Here is a 21,656-nt window from a genome sequence, read left to right on the forward strand (position 1 = left end):
GCGAGGCCTCCCCCCTATAGCAGCGACTTGAGATGACCGACGCATCGTCCCTGCCACTTTATCCCCACCGCCATCTTCTGGGCATCCGCGATCTTTCCCCCGCCGATATCGAGCTACTGCTCGACCGGGCGGACCGGGCCGTTGCCATCTCGCGGCAGTCGGACAAGAAGACATCGACGCTGCGCGGCCGCACCCAGATCAATCTCTTCTACGAAGCCTCGACCCGTACGCAATCGTCATTCGAACTGGCCGGCAAGCGGCTCGGCGCCGACGTCATGAACATGTCGGTGGCGAGCTCTTCGGTGAAGAAGGGCGAGACGCTGATCGATACCGCGATGACGCTGAACGCCATGCGCCCCGACATATTGATCATCCGCCATCAATCGGCTGGCGCTGCAGCACTTCTTGCCCAAAAGGTCGGCTGCTCGGTGGTCAACGCCGGCGACGGCGCCCATGAGCACCCTACCCAGGCGCTGCTCGACGCACTGACCATCCGCCGCGCCAAGGGTCCGCTGTCGAAGCTGATCGTGGCGATCTGCGGCGACATCCTGCATTCGCGCGTGGCCCGCTCCAACATCATCCTGCTCAACGCGCTTGGTGCCCAGGTCCGGGTCGCCGCCCCTTCGACGCTTTTGCCCACCGGCATCGAGAAGATGGGCGTCATCGTCACCCGCTCGATGGCCGAGGGTCTGAAGGACGCTGACGTGGTGATGATGCTGCGCCTGCAGCGCGAACGCATGGAAGGCGCTTTCGTACCGTCGGTGCGCGAATATTTCCGCTATTTCGGCCTCGACGCCGAGAAGCTGAAAGCAGCCAAGGACGGCGCGCTGGTCATGCATCCCGGCCCGATGAACCGCGGCGTCGAGATCGCCTCCGAGATCGCCGACGGCCCGCAAAGCGTCATCCAGGAACAGGTTGAGATGGGCGTCGCCGTGCGCATGGCGGTGATGGAAGCGCTGCTCGACCCCCGTCGAAACCACGAGGGCCGCGGCTGATGGGCATAACGGTCTTCAGCCGAGCCCGCATCGTCGACCCGTCGCGCGGCATCGATGAGGTCGGTACCATCATCGTCGAAGGCCGCAGAATCGTTGCGGCCGGCAAGGCGACCTTGAATCAGGGCTCGCCCGAAGGCGCCACGATCATCGACTGCGCCGGCAAGACCATCCTCCCCGGCCTGATCGATGCGCGTGTCTTCATCGGCGAACCCGGCGGCGAACACCGCGAAACCATCGCATCGGCGAGCATCGCTGCGGCGGCCGGCGGCGTCACCTCAGTCGTCATGATGCCCGATACCGACCCGGTGATCGACAATGTCGCATTGGTCGAGTTCGTGCTGCGCACCGCCAAGGACACCGCAATCGTCAACATCTTTCCGGCAGCAGCGATCACCACGGGGCTGGAAGGCCGCGAGATGACCGAATTCGGCCTGCTGCGCGAGGCCGGCGCGGTCGCCTTCACCGACGGCCGGCATTCTATCGCCAGCGCGCTGGTGATGCGCCGCGCGCTGACCTATGCGCGCGATTTCGGTGGCGTCATCGCGCATGAAACCCAAGACGCCGACCTCGCTTCGGCCGGGGTGATGAACGAAGGCCTTTACGCAAGCTGGCTTGGCCTTGCCGGCATTCCGCGCGAAGCCGAATCGATCCCCCTGGAGCGCGATCTCGCGTTGGCTCGCCTGACCGGCGGCGCCTATCACGCTGCCAAGATTTCGACGGCTATGGCGGCAAACGCGGTAGCGCGCGCAAAGGCCGATGGCGCCAACGTCACCTCAGGCGTGTCGATCCACAATCTGTCGCTCAACGAGAACGATGTCGGCGAGTACCGCACCTTCTTCCGGCTGACGCCGCCGCTGCGCGCCGAGGAAGACCGGCTGGCGATGATCGAGGCGATCAAGGACGGCACCATCGACCTCATCGTCTCCTCGCACGACCCGCAGGACGTCGACACCAAGCGCCTGCCCTTCGCCGATGCAGCCGCAGGCGCCATCGGGCTGGAAACATTATTGGGCGCAGCGCTGCGGCTCTATCACAATGGCGACGTGACGCTGCTCCGGCTGGTCGAGACACTGTCGACCGCGACGGCAAGATTGTTCGGCCTGCCCGGCGGCACGCTGAAACCGGGGGCATTGGCCGACCTTGCGCTCGTCGATCTGGACGAACCATGGGTCGTCAGCGAGAGCGGCATCCGCTCACGCTCGAAAAACACCTGTTTCGAAGGCGCGCGACTGCAAGGCAAGGTCTTGCAAACGATGGTGGCGGGCCGCACAGTGTTTTCGGCGTAGGACGAAAACAGGCGTCACGCCTTAAAATCCGCTCAGCCAAGGAAAGTTCGGGGGAACAATGGCTTACAGTCCCGTCTTGGCATTGGTGTTCGGCTATCTTCTCGGCTCGATCCCGTTTGGCCTGCTGATCACCCGTGCCGCCGGCCTCGGCGACGTGCGCAACATCGGCTCCGGCAACATCGGCGCCACCAACGTGCTGCGCACCGGCAACAAGAGCTTGGCCGCGGCCACACTTCTGCTCGATGCGCTGAAGGGCACCGCGGCGGTGCTGATCGCCGGCCGCTTTGCGCCCGAGCTCGGACTTTGGGCCGGCTTCGGCGCGTTTTTAGGTCATCTTTTTCCGATCTGGCTCGGCTTCAAGGGCGGCAAGGGTGTCGCCACTTACCTTGGCGTGCTGATCGGCCTTGCCTGGCAGGTGGCGCTGATCTTCGCCGTCGTCTGGCTGGCGGTGGCCTTCCTGTTCCGTTTCTCCTCGCTTGCGGCACTGACCGCAGCGGTGGTCGTGCCCGTAGCCCTGTATTTCCTGAGCACGCAGCAGATTGCCGGGCTTTTCGCGGCGATGAGCCTCATCGTCATCGTAAAGCACCGCGCCAACATTGCTCGGCTGCTTGCCGGCACCGAGGGTAAGATCGGGGCCAAGGAGTGAGCGAGCCCGACGCCGGGCCGCGCCTCAGCGACCGGCAGCGGCTGAGCTGGCTTCGTCTAATCCGCACGCCGAATGTCGGCCCGGCTTCCTTTCGCGACCTGATCAACCGGTTCGGTTCGGCCGAAGCAGCGTTATCGATGCTGCCCGAGCTGATGATTTCGGGTGGCGCCAAAAAAATCGTCCGCATCCCGTCCATTGCGGAGGCCGAGGCCGAGCTGGAGACGGCCCGGCGGGCCGGCGCCCGTTTCGTCGGCATCGGCGAGGCGGATTATCCGCCGCTGATGAAAAGCATGGATCATCCGCCGCCGCTGCTTGCGGTCAAGGGGAATAGCGCGGTGTTCCGCTTGCCAGCGGTCGCCATCGTCGGCGCTCGCAACGCATCGCTGGCCGGCATCAAGATGGCGAGGATGCTGGCGGCGGACCTTGGCCGTGACGGCTATGGCATCGTCTCCGGCTTGGCGCGCGGCATCGATACGGCCGCGCACCAGGGCAGCCTTTCGACCGGCACGATCGGCGTGCTCGCCGGCGGCCTCGATTTGCCCTACCCGCCCGAAAATGCCGGCCTGTGCGACGAGATCGCCGAGCGCGGTGGCGCCATCATCTCCGAAATGCCGTTTGGCTGGCAGCCGCGCGCACAGGATTTTCCGCGCCGCAACCGGCTCGTCGCCGGCGCTGCATTGGGATTGGTGGTGGTCGAGGCCGCACAGCGCTCCGGCTCGCTGATCAGCGCCCGGCTGGCGGGCGAGATGGGCCGCCTGGTCTTCGCCGTTCCCGGTTCGCCGCTCGATCCGCGCGCCGCCGGCACCAATGGCCTGCTCAAGGATGGCGCCACCCTTGTGACCGAGGCCGCCGATGTCACCAGTGCGATCGCGCCGCTGGTCGGCGACTGGGCGCCAAGGACATCGCCGCTTGAAGAGCCGCCCGACTTTTCGGCAACACCGCCGCCGCGCGAGGACGACCGCGACCGCGTCGTCGAGGCGCTCGGCCCGACGCCAGTAGCAGTCGACGAGATCATCCGCCACACCGGCCTGCATCCCGCCCAAGTCTTCATGGTGCTACTGGAGCTCGACCTCGCCGGCCGGCTCGAACGCCATGCCGGCGGCAACGTCTCGCTGATCTGACCGAGAGCTTGCGCATGTCCCGGCAAGCAATTCCGACGTGATCCCGGTGGCCGATCCGAGCAACAAACCAAAGCAGACGCTGTTCGCTCGTACGACGACCCTTGTCTGGTCAGCGCTGAGCGTCATGCTGGCGCTGCAATGGTCGATGGATCTCGGCATGCTGGGTTTTCCGGACGGCTACATAACGCCCTTCGCAAGAGCGACCAGCACACTTCTGGGCATTCTGACGGCAGCCTGCATGGCCCAGGGTCTCTACTTCTTCCTGGCCGGCGTGTTCGACAGGAAGGTAAGCGCCGTCGGTCTTTGCCTGCAAATCCTTGCCGCAGCGGTTCTCACCGTGTTGCCAGTGCTTATCGTGAAGGATTGTCCGCATTCACAGCTATGCAGCAGAGCCTATGAGGCACTCACTGGCACGATGATGGATGATGGGGCGGGCGGCTAAGGCCACTGCATGCGTTCGGCACGACGTTGTCACGCATGTCTTAGGTACAAACTGTTACCTATGTCTCCGGGCCGTACAAATCTGGATTGGTGAGCGCGATGGGATTCGAACCCATGACCTACTGATTAAAAGTCAGTTGCTCTACCGGCTGAGCTACGCGCTCCCGCGGGCTCAGAAAGGCCGCCCTCGAAATTGCGCGGAACATAGGGAGAGAGCCTCGGCCGGTCAACCGGAAAAAGACAGCTCCCAAACCGGACTTTCCTGCCGTGCCATCATGCCGTGCGGTGCGCTTCGGCGTTGACGGAACTGCCTCGCTCTAGCGCAAGGCCGAAGCTCGCGCTTTGCGGGATAAGCGCAAGCAGCGAATCGGGAGAACCTTTGCAGATCAGCAACTTGGGATTTTTAGCGGAACAATTTGCGCAGCCTGCCCGTTTTTCCGCGACAAGGGACACGCGTTTCAAGGAGAAGATCATGAATAGGATCATGTCGGGCCTGCTGGCGACCACCCTTTCGATCTCATTCGCTGCCGCGGAGATCGTGCCAGTCAACGCTCAGCCCAGCTATGCGCCCCCTGCCCTGGGGCTCACCTCGAATGTCCAGACCGTCCAGTACGAGCCGTGGCGGAGGCACCGGAATTTCAATCGCGATTTCTCGCGTCGCGATTTCCGTCGCAATTTTTCGCGTGACGACGGCATGTACTGGCGTGGCCATCGCGGCTATCGCGAATATCGTCGCGGCTATCGCCGTCACGGTGACTACTGGTTCCCGCTGGCCGCCTTCGCCACCGGAGCGCTGATTACGGGCGCGATTGTCAACCAGAATCGTGTCTATCGTGGCGATGCACACGTGCAGTGGTGCTACGACCATTATCGAAGCTATCGTGCCTCCGACAATACGTATCAGCCGAACTACGGTCCGCGTCGGCAGTGCCGGTCGCCTTACTGAGTTTGATTAGAGGCTGCAAAGCCCGCGCCGAAACGGCGCGGGTTTTTCATGAGTGCGAATCCGGTGCCATCCCTGCTTATTGCACGCTTAGCGTCCTGCGCACAGCGTGGCGCCAGCCGGCCAGCTTGGCGGCGCGTGTCGAAGCATCCATGTCTGGCTTGAACCGGCGCTCGAGCGCCCAACTCCTGGCAAATTCCCGCGCCTTCGGCCAGACACCGGCCTTCGAGCCGGCCAGCCATGCCGCACCAAGCGCGGTCGTCTCGAGAATTGTCGGCCGGTCGACCGGCGCATCGAGAATGTCGGCCAGCCGCTGCATGGTCCAGTCCGACGCCACCATGCCGCCATCGACCCTGAGCACGGTCTTGACCGAGGCGCCCTTCCAGTCCTTCCGCATGGCGTCAAGCAGATCGCGCGTTTGGAACGCAACGGATTCCAGTGCCGCGCGAGCAAATTCCGCCGGCCCCGAATTGCGGGTCAGCCCGAAGATGGCGCCGCGCGCCTCGGCATCCCAGTGCGGTGCTCCGAGCCCGACGAAAGCTGGCACCAGATAGACGTTCTGCGTCGGATCGGCTTCCGCCGCCAATTTGCCGCTCTGCTCGGCCTTGCCGATCACCTTGATGCCGTCCCGCAGCCACTGCACGGCGGCGCCGGCGATAAAGATCGAGCCCTCCAGTGCATAGGTGGTCTTGCCGTTCAGCCTGTAGGCGATGGTGGTCAAAAGCCGGTTCTTCGAACGCACCAGATCGCTGCCGGTGTTGAGCAGCGCGAAGCAACCGGTGCCGTAGGTAGATTTCATCATGCCCGGATCGAAACAGGCCTGGCCGATCGCCGCCGCATGCTGGTCGCCGGCCACACCGAGGATTCTGATCTCTGCACCAAACAGGCTTTTGTCTGTGATTCCAAAATCATCGGCACAATCTTTCACCTGCGGCAGCATTCTTGCGGGTATGCCGAGAATGGCCAGCAGCTCGTCGTCCCAGGCGTTTTGTTCGATGTTGTAGACCAGTGTGCGCGAGGCATTGGTGGCGTCAGTGGCGTGGACCTTGCCGCCAGTCAGGCGCCAAATCAGAAAACTGTCGATGGTGCCGGCCAGCAGTTCGCACTTCTCGGCGCGTTTTCTGGCGCCCTTCACCTTGTCCAGCATCCAGGCGATCTTGGTGCCGGAGAAATAGGGATCGAGCAGCAGGCCGGTCTTTTTCGTGAACTTCTTCTCCAGCCCCAGCTTCTTCAGTTTCTGGCATAGCGGCGCGGTGCGGCGGTCCTGCCAGACAATCGCGTTGTGGATCGGCTTGCCGGTCTCTTTGTCCCAGATGACGACGGTTTCGCGCTGGTTGGTGATGCCGATCGCGGCGACTTCCGCCGCGTTGCGGCCGGCTGTCTTCAGCGCGGCCTTCACCGTTTCCACGACACTTGCCCATATCTCTTCGGGATCGTGCTCGACCCAGCCGGAGGCCGGATAATATTGGGTGAATTCCTTTTGCCCGCTGCCGACGACCTTCATCTTGTCGTCGAACAGGATCGCCCGGCTCGATGTCGTCCCCTGGTCGATTGCAAGGATATATCCGGTCATTCTCTCTCCCGTCGAAGCGAATTCAAGGTGCTACGGTGTCCCGAAGCCAGATGGCGCGGAGCCGTTCACGCAAACAGGGGAGACGGCAACATGCCGCCTCCCCTGAGCATGGCGATGCGGGCGTGGACGCCCGCATCAAAGGGTCCTATTGCTGCCAGCTCTTCACCAGCTCGTCGTAGTTGATGGTGACCGGCTTTTCCTTCTCGTTCTCGATCTTGAGCTGAGGAGCGAGATTGCCCTTCTTGACCGCGTCCGCGTTCCAGTAGGCGAGGTCATGCTCTTCGGCCATCTTCGGGCCAATATCGCCCTGGACGCCCGACTTCTCGATGCGGCTCATCACTTTTTCCTGCTCGGCGCAGAGCGAGTCCATTGCTTCTTGCGCGCTCTTGGCGCCCGACGAAGCATCGCCGATCGCCTGCCACCAGAGCTGTGCCAGCTTCGGATAGTCCGGCACGTTGGTGCCGGTCGGCGACCACTGGACGCGCGCCGGCGAGCGGTAGAACTCGATCAAGCCGCCGAGCTTTGGCGCACGTTCGGTGAAGCTCTTGTCGTGGATCGTGCTCTCGCGGATGAAGGTCAGGCCGACATGGCTCTTCTTCACGTCGACCGTCTTCGAGGTGACGAACTGCGCGTAGAGCCAGGCGGCCTTGGCGCGGTCGGTCGGCGTCGACTTCATCAGCGTCCAGGAACCGACGTCCTGATAGCCGAGCTTCATGCCGTCCTTCCAGTAGACGCCATGCGGCGACGGCGCCATGCGCCACTTCGGCGTGCCGTCGTCGTTCAGCACCGCCTTGGCGCTGGCGTCGACCATGCTGGCGGTGAAGGCGGTATACCAGAAGATCTGCTGGGCGACCGCGCCCTGCGCCGGAACTGGCCCCGATTCGGAGAAGGTCATGCCTTGGGCTTCCGCCGGTGCATAGGCCTTCAGCCAATCGAGGTACTTCTGGATGGCGTAGACGGAAGCCGGACCATTGGTGTCGCCGCCGCGCGCCGTGCAGGAACCGACCGGACGCGAATTCTCGTCGACCTTGATGCCCCATTCGTCGACGGGCAGACCGTTTGGAATGCCCTTGTCGCCATTGCCGGCCATCGACAGCCAGGCGTCGGTGAACCGCCAGCCGAGCGACGGGTCCTTCTTGCCATAGTCCATATGGCCGTAGACCTTCTTGCCGTCGATCTCGCGGCCGGTGAAGAACTCGGCGATGTCCTCATAGGCCGACCAATTGACCGGCACGCCGAGGTCGTAGCCGTATTTGGCCTTGAAGTCCGCCTTGTTCTTCTCGTCGTTGAACCAGTCGTAACGGAACCAGTAGAGGTTCGCGAACTGCTGGTCGGGAAGCTGGTAGAGTTTCTTGTCGGGCGCGGTGGTGAACGAGGTGCCGATGAAATCCTTCAGGTCGAGATTCGGGTTGGTGACATCCTTGCCGTCGCCTGCCATCCAGTCGGTCAGGTTGCGCACCTGCTGGTAGCGCCAGTGCGTGCCGATCAGATCGGAATCGTTGACCCAGCCGTCATAGAGGTTCTGGCCGGTCTGCATCTGGGTCTGGATCTTCTCGACGACGTCGCCTTCCTGGATGACATCGTGCGTGATCTTGATGCCGGTGATGGCCGTAAAGGCCGGCGCCAGCACCTGCGATTCATACTGATGCGTGGCGATGGTTTCGGAAACCACCTTGATGTCCATGCCGGCGAAAGGTTTCGCGGCATCGATGAACCATTGCATTTCGGCTTCCTGGCCGGCGCGGTCGAGTGTCGACAGGTCGCCGATTTCCTTGTCCAGGAAGGCCTTGGCCTCGTCCATTCCGGCATAGGCGTTGCTTGCCCCGAGCAACAGGACAAGCGCAGTTGTTGATGTCAAGAATTGCCGTCGCATGTATTTCCTCCACTGTTAAAGTTCAAAGTGCGATCTGGATCGGCGGCCGGCACGCCGCCGTTCCAACAGTTTCCCCCTCTATACGTAGCGGAACACGCCGACGGCGTAGACCACGGAGAGAGCGAGAGCCCACCACAGATTGGGTCCGACTAGACCCAGCCAAGCGAGATGGATAAAGGCGCTGCCAAGCAGCGACAGGAACAGGCGGTCGCCGCGCGTCGTTTCGAAGCGCAGCACGCCGACGCGCGGATTGCCGCCCGGCGAGACGTATTCCCACACCGCCATGCCGCAAAGCAGCAGAAAGATGGTTCCAAAGAAGGCCGCGGTCGGCCACGTCCAGGCCATCCACGAAAAATCGAGGTTGGACGAGAGGTTAAATCCCCACAGGCGGATATTTGTCGGATCGCTGAAACCTACCGTTATTGCCACGAAATCGATTTGAAGGGCCACCCAGGCCACAACGACCAGGGCGAGAAACAGCACGGCCCACCACCACGGCCTTCTATCGACCTGTTCCATCATACCCTCCCCAGGGCAAAGCCCTTGGCGATGTAGTTGCGCACAAACCAGATGACGAGCGCGCCAGGGATCAGCGTCAGCACGCCGGCTGCGGCGAGCAGCCCCCAATCCATGCCGGCGGCCGAAACGGTGCGGGTCATGGTCGCGGCGATCGGCTTGGCGTCCGTGGTCGTCAGCGTCCGGGCGATCAGCAGCTCGACCCACGAGAACATGAAGCAGAAGAAGCACGCCACGCCGATGCCGCTCGCAATCAGCGGCATGAAGATCTTGATGAAGAAGCGAGGGAACGAATAGCCGTCGATATAGGCGGTCTCGTCGATCTCCTTGGGTACGCCCGACATGAAGCCTTCGAGGATCCACACCGCCAACGGCACGTTGAACAGGCAATGCGCCAGAGCCACGGCGATATGGGTGTCGATAAGGCCGAAGGCCGAATAAAGCTGGAAGAATGGCAGCGCGAACACCGCCGGCGGCGCCATGCGGTTGGTCAGCAGCCAGAAGAACAGATGCTTGTCGCCGAGGAAGCGATAGCGCGAAAAGGCATAGGCAGCAGGCAGTGCCGCAGCCACGGAAATCACCATGTTCATAACCACATAGGTGATCGAGTTGATGTAGCCCGAATACCAAGACGCGTCGGTGAAGATGGTGCGGTAATTCGCCAATGTCGGCGCGTGCGGGTAGAGCGTCAGCGACGAGACGATCTCGCCATTGGTCTTGAAGCTCATATTGATGAGCCAGTAGATCGGCAAAAGCAGAACGACGATGTAGAGCGTCGGCACGATCCACCACCAGCGCGACTCCTCGCCGCGACGGCGCATCAGCCGTGCGATCTCGTCCTGCCGTAGCGTGCTGGCGATCCCTTCCGAAGCTGTCGTCTCACTCACTCTGTCGGCTCTCTCTTCGGTGCGGCTCATCTCAACGCTCCGCGTCGTAATTGGTCATCACGGTGTAGAACACCCACGACAACAGCAGGACGATAAGGAAGTAGACCAGCGACATCGCCGCCGCCGGGCCGAGGTCGAACTGGCCGAGCGCGGTCTTGACGAGATCGATCGAAAGAAAGGTCGTCGAGTTGCCGGGGCCGCCACCGGTGACCACGAACGGCTCCGTGTAGATCATGAAGCTATCCATGAAGCGCAGCAGCACGGCGATCAGCAGCACGCGGTTCATCTTCGGCAGCTGGATGTAACGGAACACCGCCCAGCGCGAGGCACCGTCGATCTTGGCCGCCTGATAAAAGGCATCGGGGATCGAGACCAGGCCGGCATAGCAGAGCAGAACGACGAGGCTGGTCCAATGCCAGACGTCCATGATGATGACCGTGACCCAGGCGTCGTAAGGGTCTTGCACATAATTATAGTCGATGCCGAGCGCGTTGACGTAATAGCCGAGCAGGCCAATGTCGTTGCGCCCGAACACCTGCCAGATGGTGCCGACGACGTTCCACGGGATCAGCAGCGGCAACGCCATCAAAACAAGGCAAACAGGCACGCCCCAACCCTTCTTCGGCATATTGAGCGCAATGAAGATGCCGAGCGGCACTTCGATCGCCAGGATGATGAAGGAGAAGACAAGGTTGCGGATCATTGCCTGCCAGAAGCGGCTGGAGGAAAGCAGTTCCTCGAACCACTCGGTGCCGGCCCAGAAGAAAACGTTGTTGCCGAAAGTGTCCTGCACCGAATAATTGACGACCGTCATCAGCGGTATGACCGCCGAGAACGCCACCAGCAGCAGCACCGGCAGCACCAGGAACCAGGCTCTGTTGTTCCAGGTCTTTTCCACTTCAGGCTCCCATCTCGACGCGCCAGGAATCGGCATAGATGTTGATGCCGGCCGGGTCGAACCGCACCTTCGGATCGGCCGGAACTGTCTCGTCCTCGCCGATGACGGCGGCGATCTCGCGCCCTTCGAGATTGGCACGGACCACCTTGTGGCGGCCGACGTCCTCGACCTTGCTGACCCGGACGGCCATGCCCTGGCTGCCCAGGCGCACATATTCGGGACGGATGCCGAGTTCGATGGCGCCGCCGCTCGCCTTGGGCACGCCCGGCAGTTCGATCTGCTGCGAGCCCAGCTTCGCGGTCTTGCCGTCGATTGCCACCGGCATGACATTCATGCCGGGCGAGCCGATGAAATAGCCGACAAAGGTGTGGCGCGGGCGCTCGAACAGCTCCGCCGGTGTGCCGATCTGCACGATTTCGCCGTCATACATGACGACCACCCTGTCGGCGAAGGTCAACGCCTCGGTCTGGTCGTGCGTGACATAGACCATGGTGTAGCCGAAGCGGCGGTGAAGCTGCTTCAACTGCGAGCGCAGCACCCATTTCATATGCGGGTCGATGACGGTCAAAGGCTCGTCGAACAGGATGGCATTGACGTCGGAGCGCACCAGCCCGCGTCCGAGCGAGATTTTCTGCTTCTGGTCGGCGGTCAGTCCGCGCGCCTTTCGTTTGGCCATGTCGGCCAGCCCGGTCATCTCGAGCGTCTCGCGCACCTTGCGGTCGACGTCGGCCTCCGGCACGCCGCGATTGCGCAGCGGGAATGCCAGATTGTCGTAGACGGTCATCGTGTCGTAGATCACCGGGAACTGGAAGACCTGGGCAATGTTGCGCTCTTGGGTCGACAGATTGGTCACGTTCCTGCCGTTGAACAGCAGCTGGCCATGCGAGGGATGCAGCAATCCCGAAATGATGTTGAGCAGTGTGGTCTTGCCGCAGCCCGATGGGCCGAGCAGCGCATAAGCGCCGCCATCCTCGAACGTGTGGTGCACTTCCTTCAGGGCGAAATCGGCATCCGTGCGCGGGTTCTGCAGATAGGTGTGGCGGATATGATTGACGTCGATGCGCGCCATCGCTTCCTCCTAAGCCGCCAGCTTCGGCGCGGCCACGGCGCGGCCGTGCTCGTCGAAGACCATGATGTGGCGCGGGTCGATGAACACCTCGACCTCCTCGTCCGGCTCGAAGTCGCGAATGCCGTGGGTCAGCATGACCCAGCGCGCATCGGCAAAATCGAGATGGATGAAGCTTTCCGATCCCGTGATCTCGGTGATCGTCACCTTTGCGCGCACCGGCACTGCGGCGGCGTTGGGCCGATCGAGGGAAAGATGATGGGGCTGGAAGCCTATCGTATAGATCGCATCGGCAATGCCGAAGAGCTCGGCCGGCACCGGCAATTTCACGCCGCCCTCGAGCAGGAAATCCAGGCCCTTCTTGGCAAGCACGATGGTGTTGAGCGGCGGATCGGCGAAGGTTCTCGCCGTCACCAGATCGACCGGCTTGCGGAACACTTCGATGGTCGGCCCGAACTGGGTGATGCTGCCCTCGGAAAGCGTTGCCGTGTTGCCGCCGAGCAGCAAGGCCTCGTGCGGCTCGGTCGTGGCATAAACGAAGATTGTGCCGGCGGCCGCGAAGACTTTCGGCAGTTCCGCGCGTAATTCTTCGCGCAGCTTGTAGTCGAGATTGGCGAGCGGCTCGTCGAGCAGCACGAGGCTGGCATTCTTGACGATGGCGCGGGCCAGCGCGGTGCGCTGCTGCTGGCCGCCCGACAGACTGAGAGGCGTCCGATCGAGATAGGGCGTGAGTTTGAGAAGGGCGGCGGCATTGCGCACCTCCCTGTCGATCGTTGCCTGATCCGTGCCGGCCACCCGCAGCGGCGAGGCGATGTTCTCGTAGACCGTCATCGCCGGATAATTGATGAATTGCTGGTAGACCATGGCGACGTTGCGCTTTTGCACCGGCATGCCAGTGACATCCTTGCCATCGAACCAGACCGAGCCGAAGGTCGGCACGTCGAGGCCCGCCATCAGCCGCATCAGGCTGGTCTTGCCGGAGAGCGTCGGCCCGAGCAGGACGTTGAGTGAGCCGTGCTGAAACGTCAGCGAGACGTCGCGGATATGTTCCGCCGCACCCACCTTCTTCGTCACGTTTCTCAGTTCAAGCATGATGCCTCCTCCCAGGCTTTCTGCATCAGTCGGCCGTCCCTATTCGGCAGCCGCTACGTGCTGCCGGCTTATTCCGCGCATGAACTCGTCGAGCACTGCCGCCTGCTCACGGCTGAGACGCAGGCCGCGCTTGGTCCGGCGCCACAATACATCCTCGGCAGTCATCGCCCATTCGTTTTCGACGAGGTAGCGCACCTCGGCTTCGAAGAGATCGGCGCCGAAGTTGCGGCCAAGATCGACGTTCGACTTGGCGAGGCCCAGCAGCTTCCTTGCGCGGGTGCCGTAGAGCCGGGTCAACCGGCGGGCCAGCCGCGCGTCGAGGAACGGGTACGCCGTCTTCAGTTTCGCCACCTCGGCATCGAAGCCGGTGACGGCAAAGTCACCGCCGGGCAGCGGCGCGTTTGCCGTCCATGATTTGCCGCGCTTGCCGAGAAAACCCTCGATCTTCTCAAGCATCGATTCCGACAATCTGCGGTAGGTGGTGATCTTGCCGCCAAAGGCGTTGACGATCGGGGCGGCACCCTCGCCTCCATCGGCCTTCAGCACATAGTCTCGGGTGGCTTCCTGCGCCTTTGAGGCGCCATCGTCGTAGAGCGGCCGCACCGCGGAATAGGTCCAGACGATATCCGACGGCTTGACCGGCTGCGCGAAATATTCGCTTGCCGCAGCGCAGAGATAGTCGATCTCGGCGTCACTGATCCTGACGTTGTGCGGATCGCCGGGATAGTCCCGATCGGTGGTGCCGATGAGCGTGAATTCGTCCTCGTAAGGGATGGCGAAAATGATGCGCCCGTCCTTGTTCTGAAAGAAATATGCGCGTGGGTCGTCGAATTTCTTGCCAACGACGATGTGGCTGCCTTGTACGAGGCGGACATTGTGCACGTCGTTCAAGCCGACGGTGGCCGACAGCACCTGGTCGACCCACGGGCCGGCGGCATTGACCAGCAGCCGCGCCTTGACCTCCTCGGTATCGCCGGTCCGCACATTTTCAAGCCTGACCGTCCAGAGATTGCCTTCGCGGCGTGCGCTGACGACCTTTGTTCGGGTTCTAACGGTTGCGCCGCGCTCGGCAGCGTCACGGGCGTTCAACACAACCAGCCGGGCATCGTTGACCCAACCGTCCGAATATTCGAACGCCTTTCGAAACAGCGGCTTCAGCGGCTTGCCGGCCGGATCCTTGGCCATGTCCAGCGTTTTCGTCGGCGGCAGCAATTTGCGCCCGCCAATATGGTCGTAGAGGAAAAGCCCGAGCCGGATTAGCCAGGCCGGACGCAGCCCCTTGGCGTATGGCAGCACGAAGCGCATCGGCCAGATGATGTGCGGCGCGTTCCTCCACAGGACCTCACGTTCCATCAGCGCTTCGCGTACCAGGCGGAATTCGTAGAACTCGAGATAGCGCAAGCCGCCATGGATCAGTTTGGTCGAGCCGGAAGAGGTCCCGCTGGCCAGATCGTTCATCTCGGCAAGAAAGACCGAAAAGCCACGTCCAACGGCATCGCGGGCGATGCCGCAGCCATTGATGCCGCCACCGATGACGAAAATGTCATGAATCGGTGATGCGCTCAAAAGAATCCTCCCTCGATTTCGCATTGCAGCATTTTTGGGTTCTTGCGAAACCGTAGGGGAATTATTTCGAAATGATAACGAATGTCAAACGAAATAATAATAGGCGGAAGATGCCGCTACGGCATCTCTAGGAGAGCGACGTTTCGATCAGCTGAACTTCTGCCTCCTGACAGATCTTGCGCACCGACGGGATGTCGCAACGATCGGTGATAAAGGTGTTGACCTGCGACAGATGGCCAATGCGGACGGGCGCGGTGCGCTCGAATTTGGTCTGGTCCGACACCAGGATCACATGCCGGGCGTTGGCGATGATCGCCTGGGCCACCTTCACCTCGCGAAAATCGAAGTCGAGCAGTGCGCCGTCATGGTCGATGGCCGAGGCGCCGATCACCGCAAAATCGACTTTGAACTGCCTGATGAAATCGACCGCTGCCTCGCCGACCACACCGCCGTCGGAACCGCGCACGACACCGCCGGCGATCACCACCTCGATCGAAGGATATATGCGCATCCTGTTGGCAACATTGATGTTATTGGTGATGACCATCAGGCCGCTGTGATCGAGCAGCGACTTGCTGACAGCTTCTGTCGTTGTCCCGATATTGATGAACAGAGACGCGTTGTCGGGGATCAGCCGGGCTGCTGCGCGGCCGATCGCCTCCTTCTCCTCGGCGGCGATCTTACGCCGAGCCTCATATTCCATGTTCTCGATGCCGGACGGGAACAACGCCCCGCCATGAATGCGGGACAAAAGCCGCTGGTCGCAGAGATCGTTGAGATCCTTGCGGATCGTTTGCGGCGTAACGTTGAAATGCGTCGCCAGCTCCTCGACCAGTACGCGGCCATGGTCCTTGGCCATCTGGATGATTTCGGAATGACGCGGCGACAGGTACATCTAGCAACCTCTCATTTTCGTTTTTCTCGTCTATAGCTGAAAACGAAAGCCATGAACAGGTATGAGCCGGCTAATGAAAATCGGGCAACTGCAGAGAGAAAAGCTCCGGCGCAAACTCGACGAGGCTATCAACTCAGGCCCCGCGCGATCTCAGTGATGACCTCGAAAGCAGTATCGACGTCCGCCGCAGTCGTTTCGAACTGCCCGACCTGAAAGCGGATCGCCACCTGCCCGTCCACCCGGGTCTGCGTCAGGTAAATGCGGCCGTCATCGTTGATCGCGTTGACCAGCCGCAAATTGTGCTCGTCAAGGTCGATTCCCGCAGCCGCGAGATGGCGGAATGAGAACAGCGACAGCATCGGTTCCGTGACGATCTCGAAATCCGGCTCCCGAGCCAGCCAGGCGACGAGGCGCTCGCTCCAGGCGACATGGTTGCGGATCATGTTCCGCAGATTTTCCAAGCCATGCGCACGCAGCAGGAACCAAAGTTTCAGCGCGCGGAACCTTCGGCCGAGCGGCACCGACCATTCGGAGTAGTTGATGACCCCGTCGCGGCCATGCGTCTTGAGGAATTCGGGCTTGATCGCCAGCGTGCGCACGAGGTCCTCCGGCTGGCGGATGAACTGCATCGAGCAATCGAACTGTGCGCCCAGCCATTTATGCGGGTTGAAGACGATGGAATCGGCACTTTCGGCGCCGGCCCAGAAATGCCGGAACTCGGGGCAGATCATGGCCGAGCCGGCCCATGCGGCATCGACATGCAGGTAGAGCCCGTGCCGCTTCGCCACAGCGGCAACAGCCGCGACATCGTCGGTGCCGCCGGTACTGGTGCCGCCGACGCTGGCGATAATGCCGGCCGGCAGCATGCCGTTTTCGCGGTCGGTGACGATAGCTGCTTCCAGAGCCGCCGTCCGCATGGTGCGGAAGCGTCCGGCGACCGGAATGCGCACGAGGTTCGCCTCGCCGATGCCCGACACCCAGATCGCCCGGTCGATGGAAGTATGGACCTGGTCGGAAGAATAGACCCGCACGACCGGCTGGCCCTGCAGGCCACTCTTGTTGCCTTGCCAGTCGAGCGCGCGCTCGCGCATGGTCAGCACGGCGGCAAGCGTCGCCGATGAAGCCGAATCCTGCATGACGCCGGAAAATCCCTCCGGCAAACCAAGCGCCTGCCGCATCCAGTCGACGACCCGCATCTCGAGCTCGGTTGCCGCCGGCGAGGTCTGCCAGAGCATGCATTGCGCGGCCATCGCGGAAACCAGATACTCGGCCACGACGGATGCCGGTGCCGCGTTAGCCGGAAAATAGGCGAAGAAACGCGGATGCTGCCAGTGCGTCATGCCAGGCAGGATCTTTTGCTCGAAATCGGCGAAGATTGCCTGCATCGTTTCACCGTCTTCCGGCGGCGCGGCATCGATGCTTTTGAAGATTTCGCCGGGCTCGACAAGCGGCCGCACCGGTCTCTCCCGAAGGCCTGTAGTCGACGCCCCATTCAGCCGCTCGCAGCGACCATTCGCGGAATTCGTCCCTATTCATCTTCGCCTCCGTAGCGCCTCATCGAGCCGCCATCAAAGAGCACGAAAAACGTAGGTTTTCATTCGGGAAAATCAGGCAAACTGGCAAAGGCGGTCTTCAGCGCGTTCGACCAGCTATCCGAGATCGTGCGATAATATTGATCGTCCTGGGTTATTCGCTTTTTGAGGCCGACCTTGAAAGTGTCCTTTTCATAGAACAGCAGGTCGAGCGGCAGGCCGACCGACAGGTTCGACTTCAGCGTCGAGTCGAACGACACCAACAGCAACTTCACCGTCTCGGCGAAACTCATCATCTTTTCATAAGCGCGGATAATGATCGGCTTGCCGTATTTGGTCTCACCGATCTGGAAGAACGGCGTGTCGTCGGTGGATTCGATGAAATTGCCTTCCGGATAGATCATGAACAGGCGCGGCGCGCTGCCCTTGATCTGACCGCCGAGGATGAAGGAGGCGTTGAAGTAGGAATCCGCCTTTTCGCCAGCCGGCGACGAGCTGGCGATGACCTCCTTGACGGTGTCTCCGACCAACCGCACTGTCTGGTACATGGAAGGCGTTTCGAGCAGCGTGGCACGGCGCTCGGCCACTGCCTTGGTGCGTTCGTCGAGCAGGCTGACCACGGCCTGGGTCGTCGCCAGATTGCCGGCCGACATCAAAACGATGACGCGCTCGCCCGGCTCTTCCCAGACATGCATCTTCCTGAAGGTCGAGATCGAATCCATGCCGGCATTGGTGCGCGTGTCCGACATGAACACGAGCCCGCGATCGATCTTCAGGCCGACGCAATAGGTCATCGAATCTCTTTGGCAACAATCTTGCCGGGGATTACTGCTCCACGGTGACGGTGACCGCAAGCTGTTCTTCCGCCTGTCCCTGCCGAATTCCCGACACCGGCGTGGCGTCGCGATAATCGCGGCCGGTCGCCACCTTCACATAGCGCTCGTCTGGAGAAATGCCGTTGGCTACGTCGAAGGCGACCCAGCCGAGGCCCGAGACATGCGCCTCGGCCCAGGCGTGGCTTGCCGCCTGCTCGATCACCGCATCCATCATCAGATAGCCGCTGACGTAGCGCGCCGGAAAATCCATGGCGCGCGCCGCGGCAACGAAGATGTGGCTGTGGTCCTGGCAAACGCCGGTCTTGAGCGCCAGGGCCTCTTCGGCCGGCGTCGTCGCGTTGGTGGTGCCGGGTGTATAAGCGACACGCTCGCCGATTACGGCCATTAGCCGGTGCAGCCTCTCAATGTCGGTGCCCTTGCCGACCGAGGCAGCAAGCTCGCGAATGCCGCTGCCGATCGTCGTCAGCGGCGTTTCATGGCCGAACAGCCAGAGCGGCGCGAAACCCTGGTGCGGTCCGCAGACGCCGGCAGTGTCGCGCGTCACCACTTCGCCGGCAGCTTCGACGGTGATGAAGTCGCGCTCGCCCTCGACGCTCAACAGCCGGGTATCATTGCCGAAATGGTCGGTGAAACGCACTTCCTCGCGTGCGCCTTCAATCTTCAGCGCCCAGGACAGTACCGTCTGGGTGCGCCCGTTCACCGGGAGCAGCCGCAAACGCTGCAACAAATAATGCACCGGCGCATCGTAGCGGTATTCGGTCCGGTGGGTGATCTTCAGCCGCATCGCACACGTCCCTGGAGCATGAGCTTTTCCGAAAACCGGTCTCCGCTTTTTGGCGTCATGCTCAATAGAACCTGTAATCCTGCGCGATCTCGTCGCCGAGCCTGGTGTTGTCGCGGATGAAATTGGCCAGGAATTCATGCAGGCCGGCGTCGAAAATATCCTTGATCGACCCGGCCGTCAGCATGGCCTGGGTCTTGGCAGCCGTCGCATGACAGGCGTGGCGCTCCCCATAGTCGTCACCCAGGAATTTGAGATGCTCCGTCAGGAAGCGGTAGCAAAAGGTAAGCGAGCGCGGCATGCGCACGTTGAGGATCAGATAATCGGCGATGTTGCTCGGCTTGTAGTCGGCGTCATAAACCCAGCGATAGGAACGATGCGCCGACACCGAGCGCAGGATCGATTCCCACTGGTAGTTGTCCAGCGTCGAGCCGACCCAGGAGATCGACGGCAACAGCACGTAGTATTTCACATCCAGGATGCGCGCGGTGTTGTCGGCGCGTTCGACATACGTGCCGAGTTGCGAAAAATCGAAAATCTCGTTGCGCAGCATCGTGCCGTAGAACGATCCGCGAATCAGCGCCGTCTCGCGTTTGATTGCGTCGAGCGCGTTGGGCAGGTCGCGCTCGTCGATCGGCTTGGCCAGCATCCGCTTCAGCGACATCCAGGCTTCGTTGATGCTTTCCCAGGTTTCACGCGTCAACGCGGTACGCACCATGCGGGCATTGTTACGGGCCGTTTCGATAGACGACATCGTGCTCGACGGGTTCGATGTATCGCGCAGCAGATAATCGGCGACATTGGCGGCGGTGTAGTCGGAATATTTCTGCGTGAAGGCGGCGTCCGAACCGGCGCTGAGCAGCACCGAATTCCACTCCTCCGAAGCGTTCTGAGTACGAGTCAGCGCCATGCGCAGGCCGGCATCCACCAGCCGCGCCATGTTTTCCGCCCGCTCGATATAGCGGTTCATCCAGTAAAGCCCGTTGGCGGTGCGGCCGAGAAGCATGTCAGGCGGTCCTGCGGTGAATAGTGAATGGTGAATAGTGATTGGTGACTGTCCAGATTCCAGGCCACGATGCTGCGTGCTTCACTTCAGGGCATTTCACCAACATCAACGACACATATCCTTACTATTCACTCTCTAATCATCCAACACCCACGTATCCTTCGTGCCGCCGCCTTGCGAGGAATTTACGACCAGCGAGCCTTCCTTGAGCGCTACTCGGGTCAGCCCTCCGGGCACGATCTGAATACGGTCGGAAACCAGAACATAGGGGCGCAGATCGACATGGCGCGGCGCCAACCCTTTGTCCGTCAGGATCGGACAGGTCGACAGCGCCAGCGTCGGCTGGGCGATGTAGTTCGACGGTTTTGCCGCGAGCTTTTTGGAAAAATCCTCGCATTCCTTCTTGGTCGCCGCCGGACCGACCAGCATGCCGTAACCGCCGGAGCCGTGGACCTCCTTGATCACCAGTTCGTCGATGTGTTCGAGCACGTATTTCAGGCTGTCCGGCTCCGAGCAGCGCCAGGTCGGGATGTTGCCAAGCATAGCCTTGCGGCCGGTGTAGAATTCGACGATCTCGGGCATGTAGGAATAGATCGCCTTGTCGTCGGCGATGCCGGTTCCCGGCGCATTGGCGATCGTGATATTGCCGGCGCGGTAGACGTCCATAATGCCCGGCACGCCAAGTGCCGAGTCGGGGCGGAAGGTCAACGGATCGAGGAACGAGTCGTCGACACGCCGGTAGAGCACATCGATCTGCTTGTAGCCCTCGGTAGTGCGCATCGCGACATGGCCATCGACGACGCGCAGATCCTGCCCTTCGACGAGTTGCACCCCCATCTGGTCGGCAAGGAAAGCATGCTCGAAATAGGCCGAGTTGAAGCTGCCCGGCGTCAGCACGGCAATGGTCGGCGCGCCCTTGGTGCTTTGCGGCCGCACTGCGGCCAGCGACTGGCGCAAGAGCTGCGGATAATTCTCAACCGGCCGCACCTTGATCTGCTGGAACAACTCGGGAAAGAGCTGCATCATCGTCTCGCGGTTCTCCAGCATGTAAGAGACGCCGGACGGCGTGCGCGCATTGTCCTCCAGCACGTAGAACTCGTTCTCGCTGATGCGCACGATGTCGACGCCGATAATATGGGTATAGACGCCGGCCGGCGGCCGCACCCCGATCATCTCGGGCAGGAACGCCTCGTTCTTGGCGATCAACTCCTTCGGCACCCGGCCGGCGCGCAAGATCTCCTGGCGATGGTAGATGTCGTCGAGAAAGGCGTTCAGCGCCTGGACGCGCTGCTCGATGCCTTGCGTTAGCCGTCGCCATTCATTGCCCGAAATAATGCGCGGAACGATATCGAAGGGTATCAGCCGCTCCGATGCTTCCTGCTCGCCATAGACGGCGAAGGTGATGCCTGTCTTGCGAAAGACGCGTTCGGCGTCCTGCATCTTCTCGGTAAGCCTGGCCGGGTCCTGTTCCTTCAGCCAGCGATCGTAAGCCGAATACGGTTTTCTCAGCCCGGAAACTTCCGGAAGCATTTCATCGAACGCTGCCAATCGCATACTCCCCTGTGACGCCATTTCACTGGCCTCGCTGGAGAAAATCAAGCGCAATCGGTGATTTGGTGGGCGCCGGCGATCAGTATATCGCTCTTGCCTAAAATTAAGGCAGTACCGATAGGGCCGTGGTCAGGCTTTGCTTCGTGTCCGGG

19 protein-coding genes, 1 tRNA gene and 1 pseudogene are annotated in these 21,656 nt (G+C 61.7%); 6 read left to right on the plus strand and 15 right to left on the minus strand.

The features are described 5' to 3' along the window. Positions 1-32: 32 nt before the first annotated feature. The 5 genes from NKI19_RS12145 to NKI19_RS12165 are packed head-to-tail and all read left to right on the plus strand — an operon-like array spanning position 33 to position 4,490. Positions 33-995, plus strand: a complete 963-nt coding sequence (locus NKI19_RS12145) for an aspartate carbamoyltransferase catalytic subunit (RefSeq protein ID WP_352491554.1) — start codon at positions 33-35, stop codon at positions 993-995. After that, positions 995-2,281, plus strand: a complete 1,287-nt coding sequence (locus tag NKI19_RS12150) for a dihydroorotase (protein WP_352491555.1) — start codon at positions 995-997, stop codon at positions 2,279-2,281. Before NKI19_RS12145 ends, NKI19_RS12150 begins: the two co-directional genes overlap by 1 nt. A 58-nt stretch (positions 2,282-2,339) precedes the next feature. Next, positions 2,340-2,927, plus strand: a complete 588-nt coding sequence (gene plsY, locus NKI19_RS12155) for a glycerol-3-phosphate 1-O-acyltransferase PlsY (RefSeq protein ID WP_352491556.1) — start codon at positions 2,340-2,342, stop codon at positions 2,925-2,927. Next, entirely contained in the window at positions 2,924-4,048 is a 1,125-nt protein-coding gene (gene dprA / locus NKI19_RS12160) for a DNA-processing protein DprA (protein WP_352491557.1), read from the plus strand. Before plsY ends, dprA begins: the two co-directional genes overlap by 4 nt. 46 nt (positions 4,049-4,094) lie before the next feature. Beyond that, entirely contained in the window at positions 4,095-4,490 is a 396-nt protein-coding gene (locus NKI19_RS12165) for a hypothetical protein (RefSeq protein ID WP_352491558.1), read from the plus strand. Between the two features lie 87 nt (positions 4,491-4,577). Here the strand turns inward: NKI19_RS12165 and NKI19_RS12170 are convergent. Then, a tRNA-Lys gene (locus NKI19_RS12170) sits at positions 4,578-4,653 on the minus strand. Between the two features lie 308 nt (positions 4,654-4,961). On the opposite strand from NKI19_RS12170, the gene NKI19_RS12175 reads away from it, so the two are divergent. Next, the gene (locus NKI19_RS12175) at positions 4,962-5,435 is read left to right on the plus strand and encodes a BA14K family protein (RefSeq protein ID WP_352491639.1); all 474 of its coding nucleotides are present in this window, start codon (positions 4,962-4,964) and stop codon (positions 5,433-5,435) included. Positions 5,436-5,511: 76 nt separating this feature from the next. Here NKI19_RS12175 and glpK read toward each other — a convergent pair whose 3' ends face one another. The 14 genes and pseudogenes from glpK to NKI19_RS12245 form a co-directional block, all read right to left on the minus strand. Then, on the minus strand, positions 5,512-7,005 hold the full coding sequence (gene glpK / locus NKI19_RS12180) for a glycerol kinase GlpK (protein ID WP_352565353.1): 1,494 nt from the start codon (positions 7,003-7,005) through the stop codon (positions 5,512-5,514). Between the two features lie 145 nt (positions 7,006-7,150). Then, positions 7,151-8,878: an ABC transporter substrate-binding protein gene (locus tag NKI19_RS12185; RefSeq protein ID WP_352565351.1), complete on the minus strand. Its 1,728-nt coding sequence runs from the start codon at positions 8,876-8,878 to the stop codon at positions 7,151-7,153. Between the two features lie 78 nt (positions 8,879-8,956). Then, on the minus strand, positions 8,957-9,223 hold the full coding sequence (locus NKI19_RS12190) for a DUF2160 domain-containing protein (RefSeq protein WP_031193610.1): 267 nt from the start codon (positions 9,221-9,223) through the stop codon (positions 8,957-8,959). Between the two features lie 173 nt (positions 9,224-9,396). Next, positions 9,397-10,311: a carbohydrate ABC transporter permease gene (locus tag NKI19_RS12195; protein ID WP_352491561.1), complete on the minus strand. Its 915-nt coding sequence runs from the start codon at positions 10,309-10,311 to the stop codon at positions 9,397-9,399. A 1-nt stretch (position 10,312) separates the two neighbouring features. Further along, on the minus strand, positions 10,313-11,179 hold the full coding sequence (locus NKI19_RS12200) for a carbohydrate ABC transporter permease (RefSeq protein WP_023674893.1): 867 nt from the start codon (positions 11,177-11,179) through the stop codon (positions 10,313-10,315). Between the two features lies 1 nt (position 11,180). Continuing rightward, the gene (locus NKI19_RS12205; RefSeq protein WP_352491562.1) at positions 11,181-12,248 is read right to left on the minus strand and encodes an ABC transporter ATP-binding protein; all 1,068 of its coding nucleotides are present in this window, start codon (positions 12,246-12,248) and stop codon (positions 11,181-11,183) included. Between the two features lie 9 nt (positions 12,249-12,257). Further along, positions 12,258-13,337, minus strand: coding sequence for an ABC transporter ATP-binding protein (locus tag NKI19_RS12210; RefSeq protein ID WP_352491563.1), 1,080 nt, complete (start codon positions 13,335-13,337; stop codon positions 12,258-12,260). Positions 13,338-13,376: 39 nt separating this feature from the next. Further along, positions 13,377-14,903, minus strand: a complete 1,527-nt coding sequence (gene glpD / locus NKI19_RS12215; RefSeq protein WP_352565349.1) for a glycerol-3-phosphate dehydrogenase — start codon at positions 14,901-14,903, stop codon at positions 13,377-13,379. A 127-nt stretch (positions 14,904-15,030) separates the two neighbouring features. Further along, positions 15,031-15,798 carry a DeoR/GlpR family DNA-binding transcription regulator gene (locus NKI19_RS12220; RefSeq protein WP_023674889.1) on the minus strand — a complete coding sequence of 256 codons (768 nt, stop codon included), beginning with the start codon at positions 15,796-15,798 and terminating at the stop codon, positions 15,031-15,033. A gap of 128 nt (positions 15,799-15,926) precedes the next feature. Next, positions 15,927-17,334: pseudogene (locus NKI19_RS12225) on the minus strand (pyridoxal phosphate-dependent decarboxylase family protein). Positions 17,335-17,392: 58 nt separating this feature from the next. Further along, the gene (locus NKI19_RS12230) at positions 17,393-18,124 is read right to left on the minus strand and encodes a proteasome-type protease (protein ID WP_352491565.1); all 732 of its coding nucleotides are present in this window, start codon (positions 18,122-18,124) and stop codon (positions 17,393-17,395) included. 31 nt (positions 18,125-18,155) lie between these two features. Further along, positions 18,156-18,950 (minus strand): transglutaminase family protein, encoded by a 795-nt coding sequence (locus NKI19_RS12235; RefSeq protein WP_352491566.1) that lies wholly within the window; start codon positions 18,948-18,950, stop codon positions 18,156-18,158. A gap of 61 nt (positions 18,951-19,011) precedes the next feature. Next, a complete protein-coding gene (locus NKI19_RS12240) occupies positions 19,012-19,953 on the minus strand; it encodes an alpha-E domain-containing protein (protein ID WP_352491567.1) in 942 nt (313 codons plus the stop codon). A 135-nt stretch (positions 19,954-20,088) separates the two neighbouring features. After that, positions 20,089-21,501 carry a circularly permuted type 2 ATP-grasp protein gene (locus NKI19_RS12245; protein WP_352448777.1) on the minus strand — a complete coding sequence of 471 codons (1,413 nt, stop codon included), beginning with the start codon at positions 21,499-21,501 and terminating at the stop codon, positions 20,089-20,091. Positions 21,502-21,656 lie beyond the last annotated feature (155 nt).

Source organism: Mesorhizobium sp. M0751 (genome assembly GCF_040320265.1).
Lineage (GTDB): Bacteria > Pseudomonadota > Alphaproteobacteria > Rhizobiales > Rhizobiaceae > Mesorhizobium.

What these genes read in the sequence shown, in the direction of transcription:
- NKI19_RS12195 (WP_352491561.1), bottom strand. Translation starts at nt 10,311, where the DNA reads ATGAGCCGCACCGAAGAGAGAGCCGACAGAGTGAGTGAGACGACAGCT.
- NKI19_RS12190 (WP_031193610.1), bottom strand. Translation starts at nt 9,223, where the DNA reads ATGGCCTGGACGTGGCCGACCGCGGCCTTCTTTGGAACCATCTTTCTG.
- NKI19_RS12235 (WP_352491566.1), bottom strand. Translation starts at nt 18,950, where the DNA reads ATGCGGCTGAAGATCACCCACCGGACCGAATACCGCTACGATGCGCCG.
- NKI19_RS12205 (WP_352491562.1), bottom strand. Translation starts at nt 12,248, where the DNA reads ATGGCGCGCATCGACGTCAATCATATCCGCCACACCTATCTGCAGAAC.
- NKI19_RS12240 (WP_352491567.1), bottom strand. Translation starts at nt 19,953, where the DNA reads ATGCTTCTCGGCCGCACCGCCAACGGGCTTTACTGGATGAACCGCTAT.
- NKI19_RS12210 (WP_352491563.1), bottom strand. Translation starts at nt 13,337, where the DNA reads ATGCTTGAACTGAGAAACGTGACGAAGAAGGTGGGTGCGGCGGAACAT.
- NKI19_RS12220 (WP_023674889.1), bottom strand. Translation starts at nt 15,798, where the DNA reads ATGTACCTGTCGCCGCGTCATTCCGAAATCATCCAGATGGCCAAGGAC.
- NKI19_RS12150 (WP_352491555.1), top strand. Translation starts at nt 995, where the DNA reads ATGGGCATAACGGTCTTCAGCCGAGCCCGCATCGTCGACCCGTCGCGC.
- NKI19_RS12185 (WP_352565351.1), bottom strand. Translation starts at nt 8,878, where the DNA reads ATGCGACGGCAATTCTTGACATCAACAACTGCGCTTGTCCTGTTGCTC.
- plsY (WP_352491556.1), top strand. Translation starts at nt 2,340, where the DNA reads ATGGCTTACAGTCCCGTCTTGGCATTGGTGTTCGGCTATCTTCTCGGC.
- NKI19_RS12230 (WP_352491565.1), bottom strand. Translation starts at nt 18,124, where the DNA reads ATGACCTATTGCGTCGGCCTGAAGATCGATCGCGGGCTCGTGTTCATG.
- glpK (WP_352565353.1), bottom strand. Translation starts at nt 7,005, where the DNA reads ATGACCGGATATATCCTTGCAATCGACCAGGGGACGACATCGAGCCGG.
- NKI19_RS12175 (WP_352491639.1), top strand. Translation starts at nt 4,962, where the DNA reads ATGAATAGGATCATGTCGGGCCTGCTGGCGACCACCCTTTCGATCTCA.
- NKI19_RS12145 (WP_352491554.1), top strand. Translation starts at nt 33, where the DNA reads ATGACCGACGCATCGTCCCTGCCACTTTATCCCCACCGCCATCTTCTG.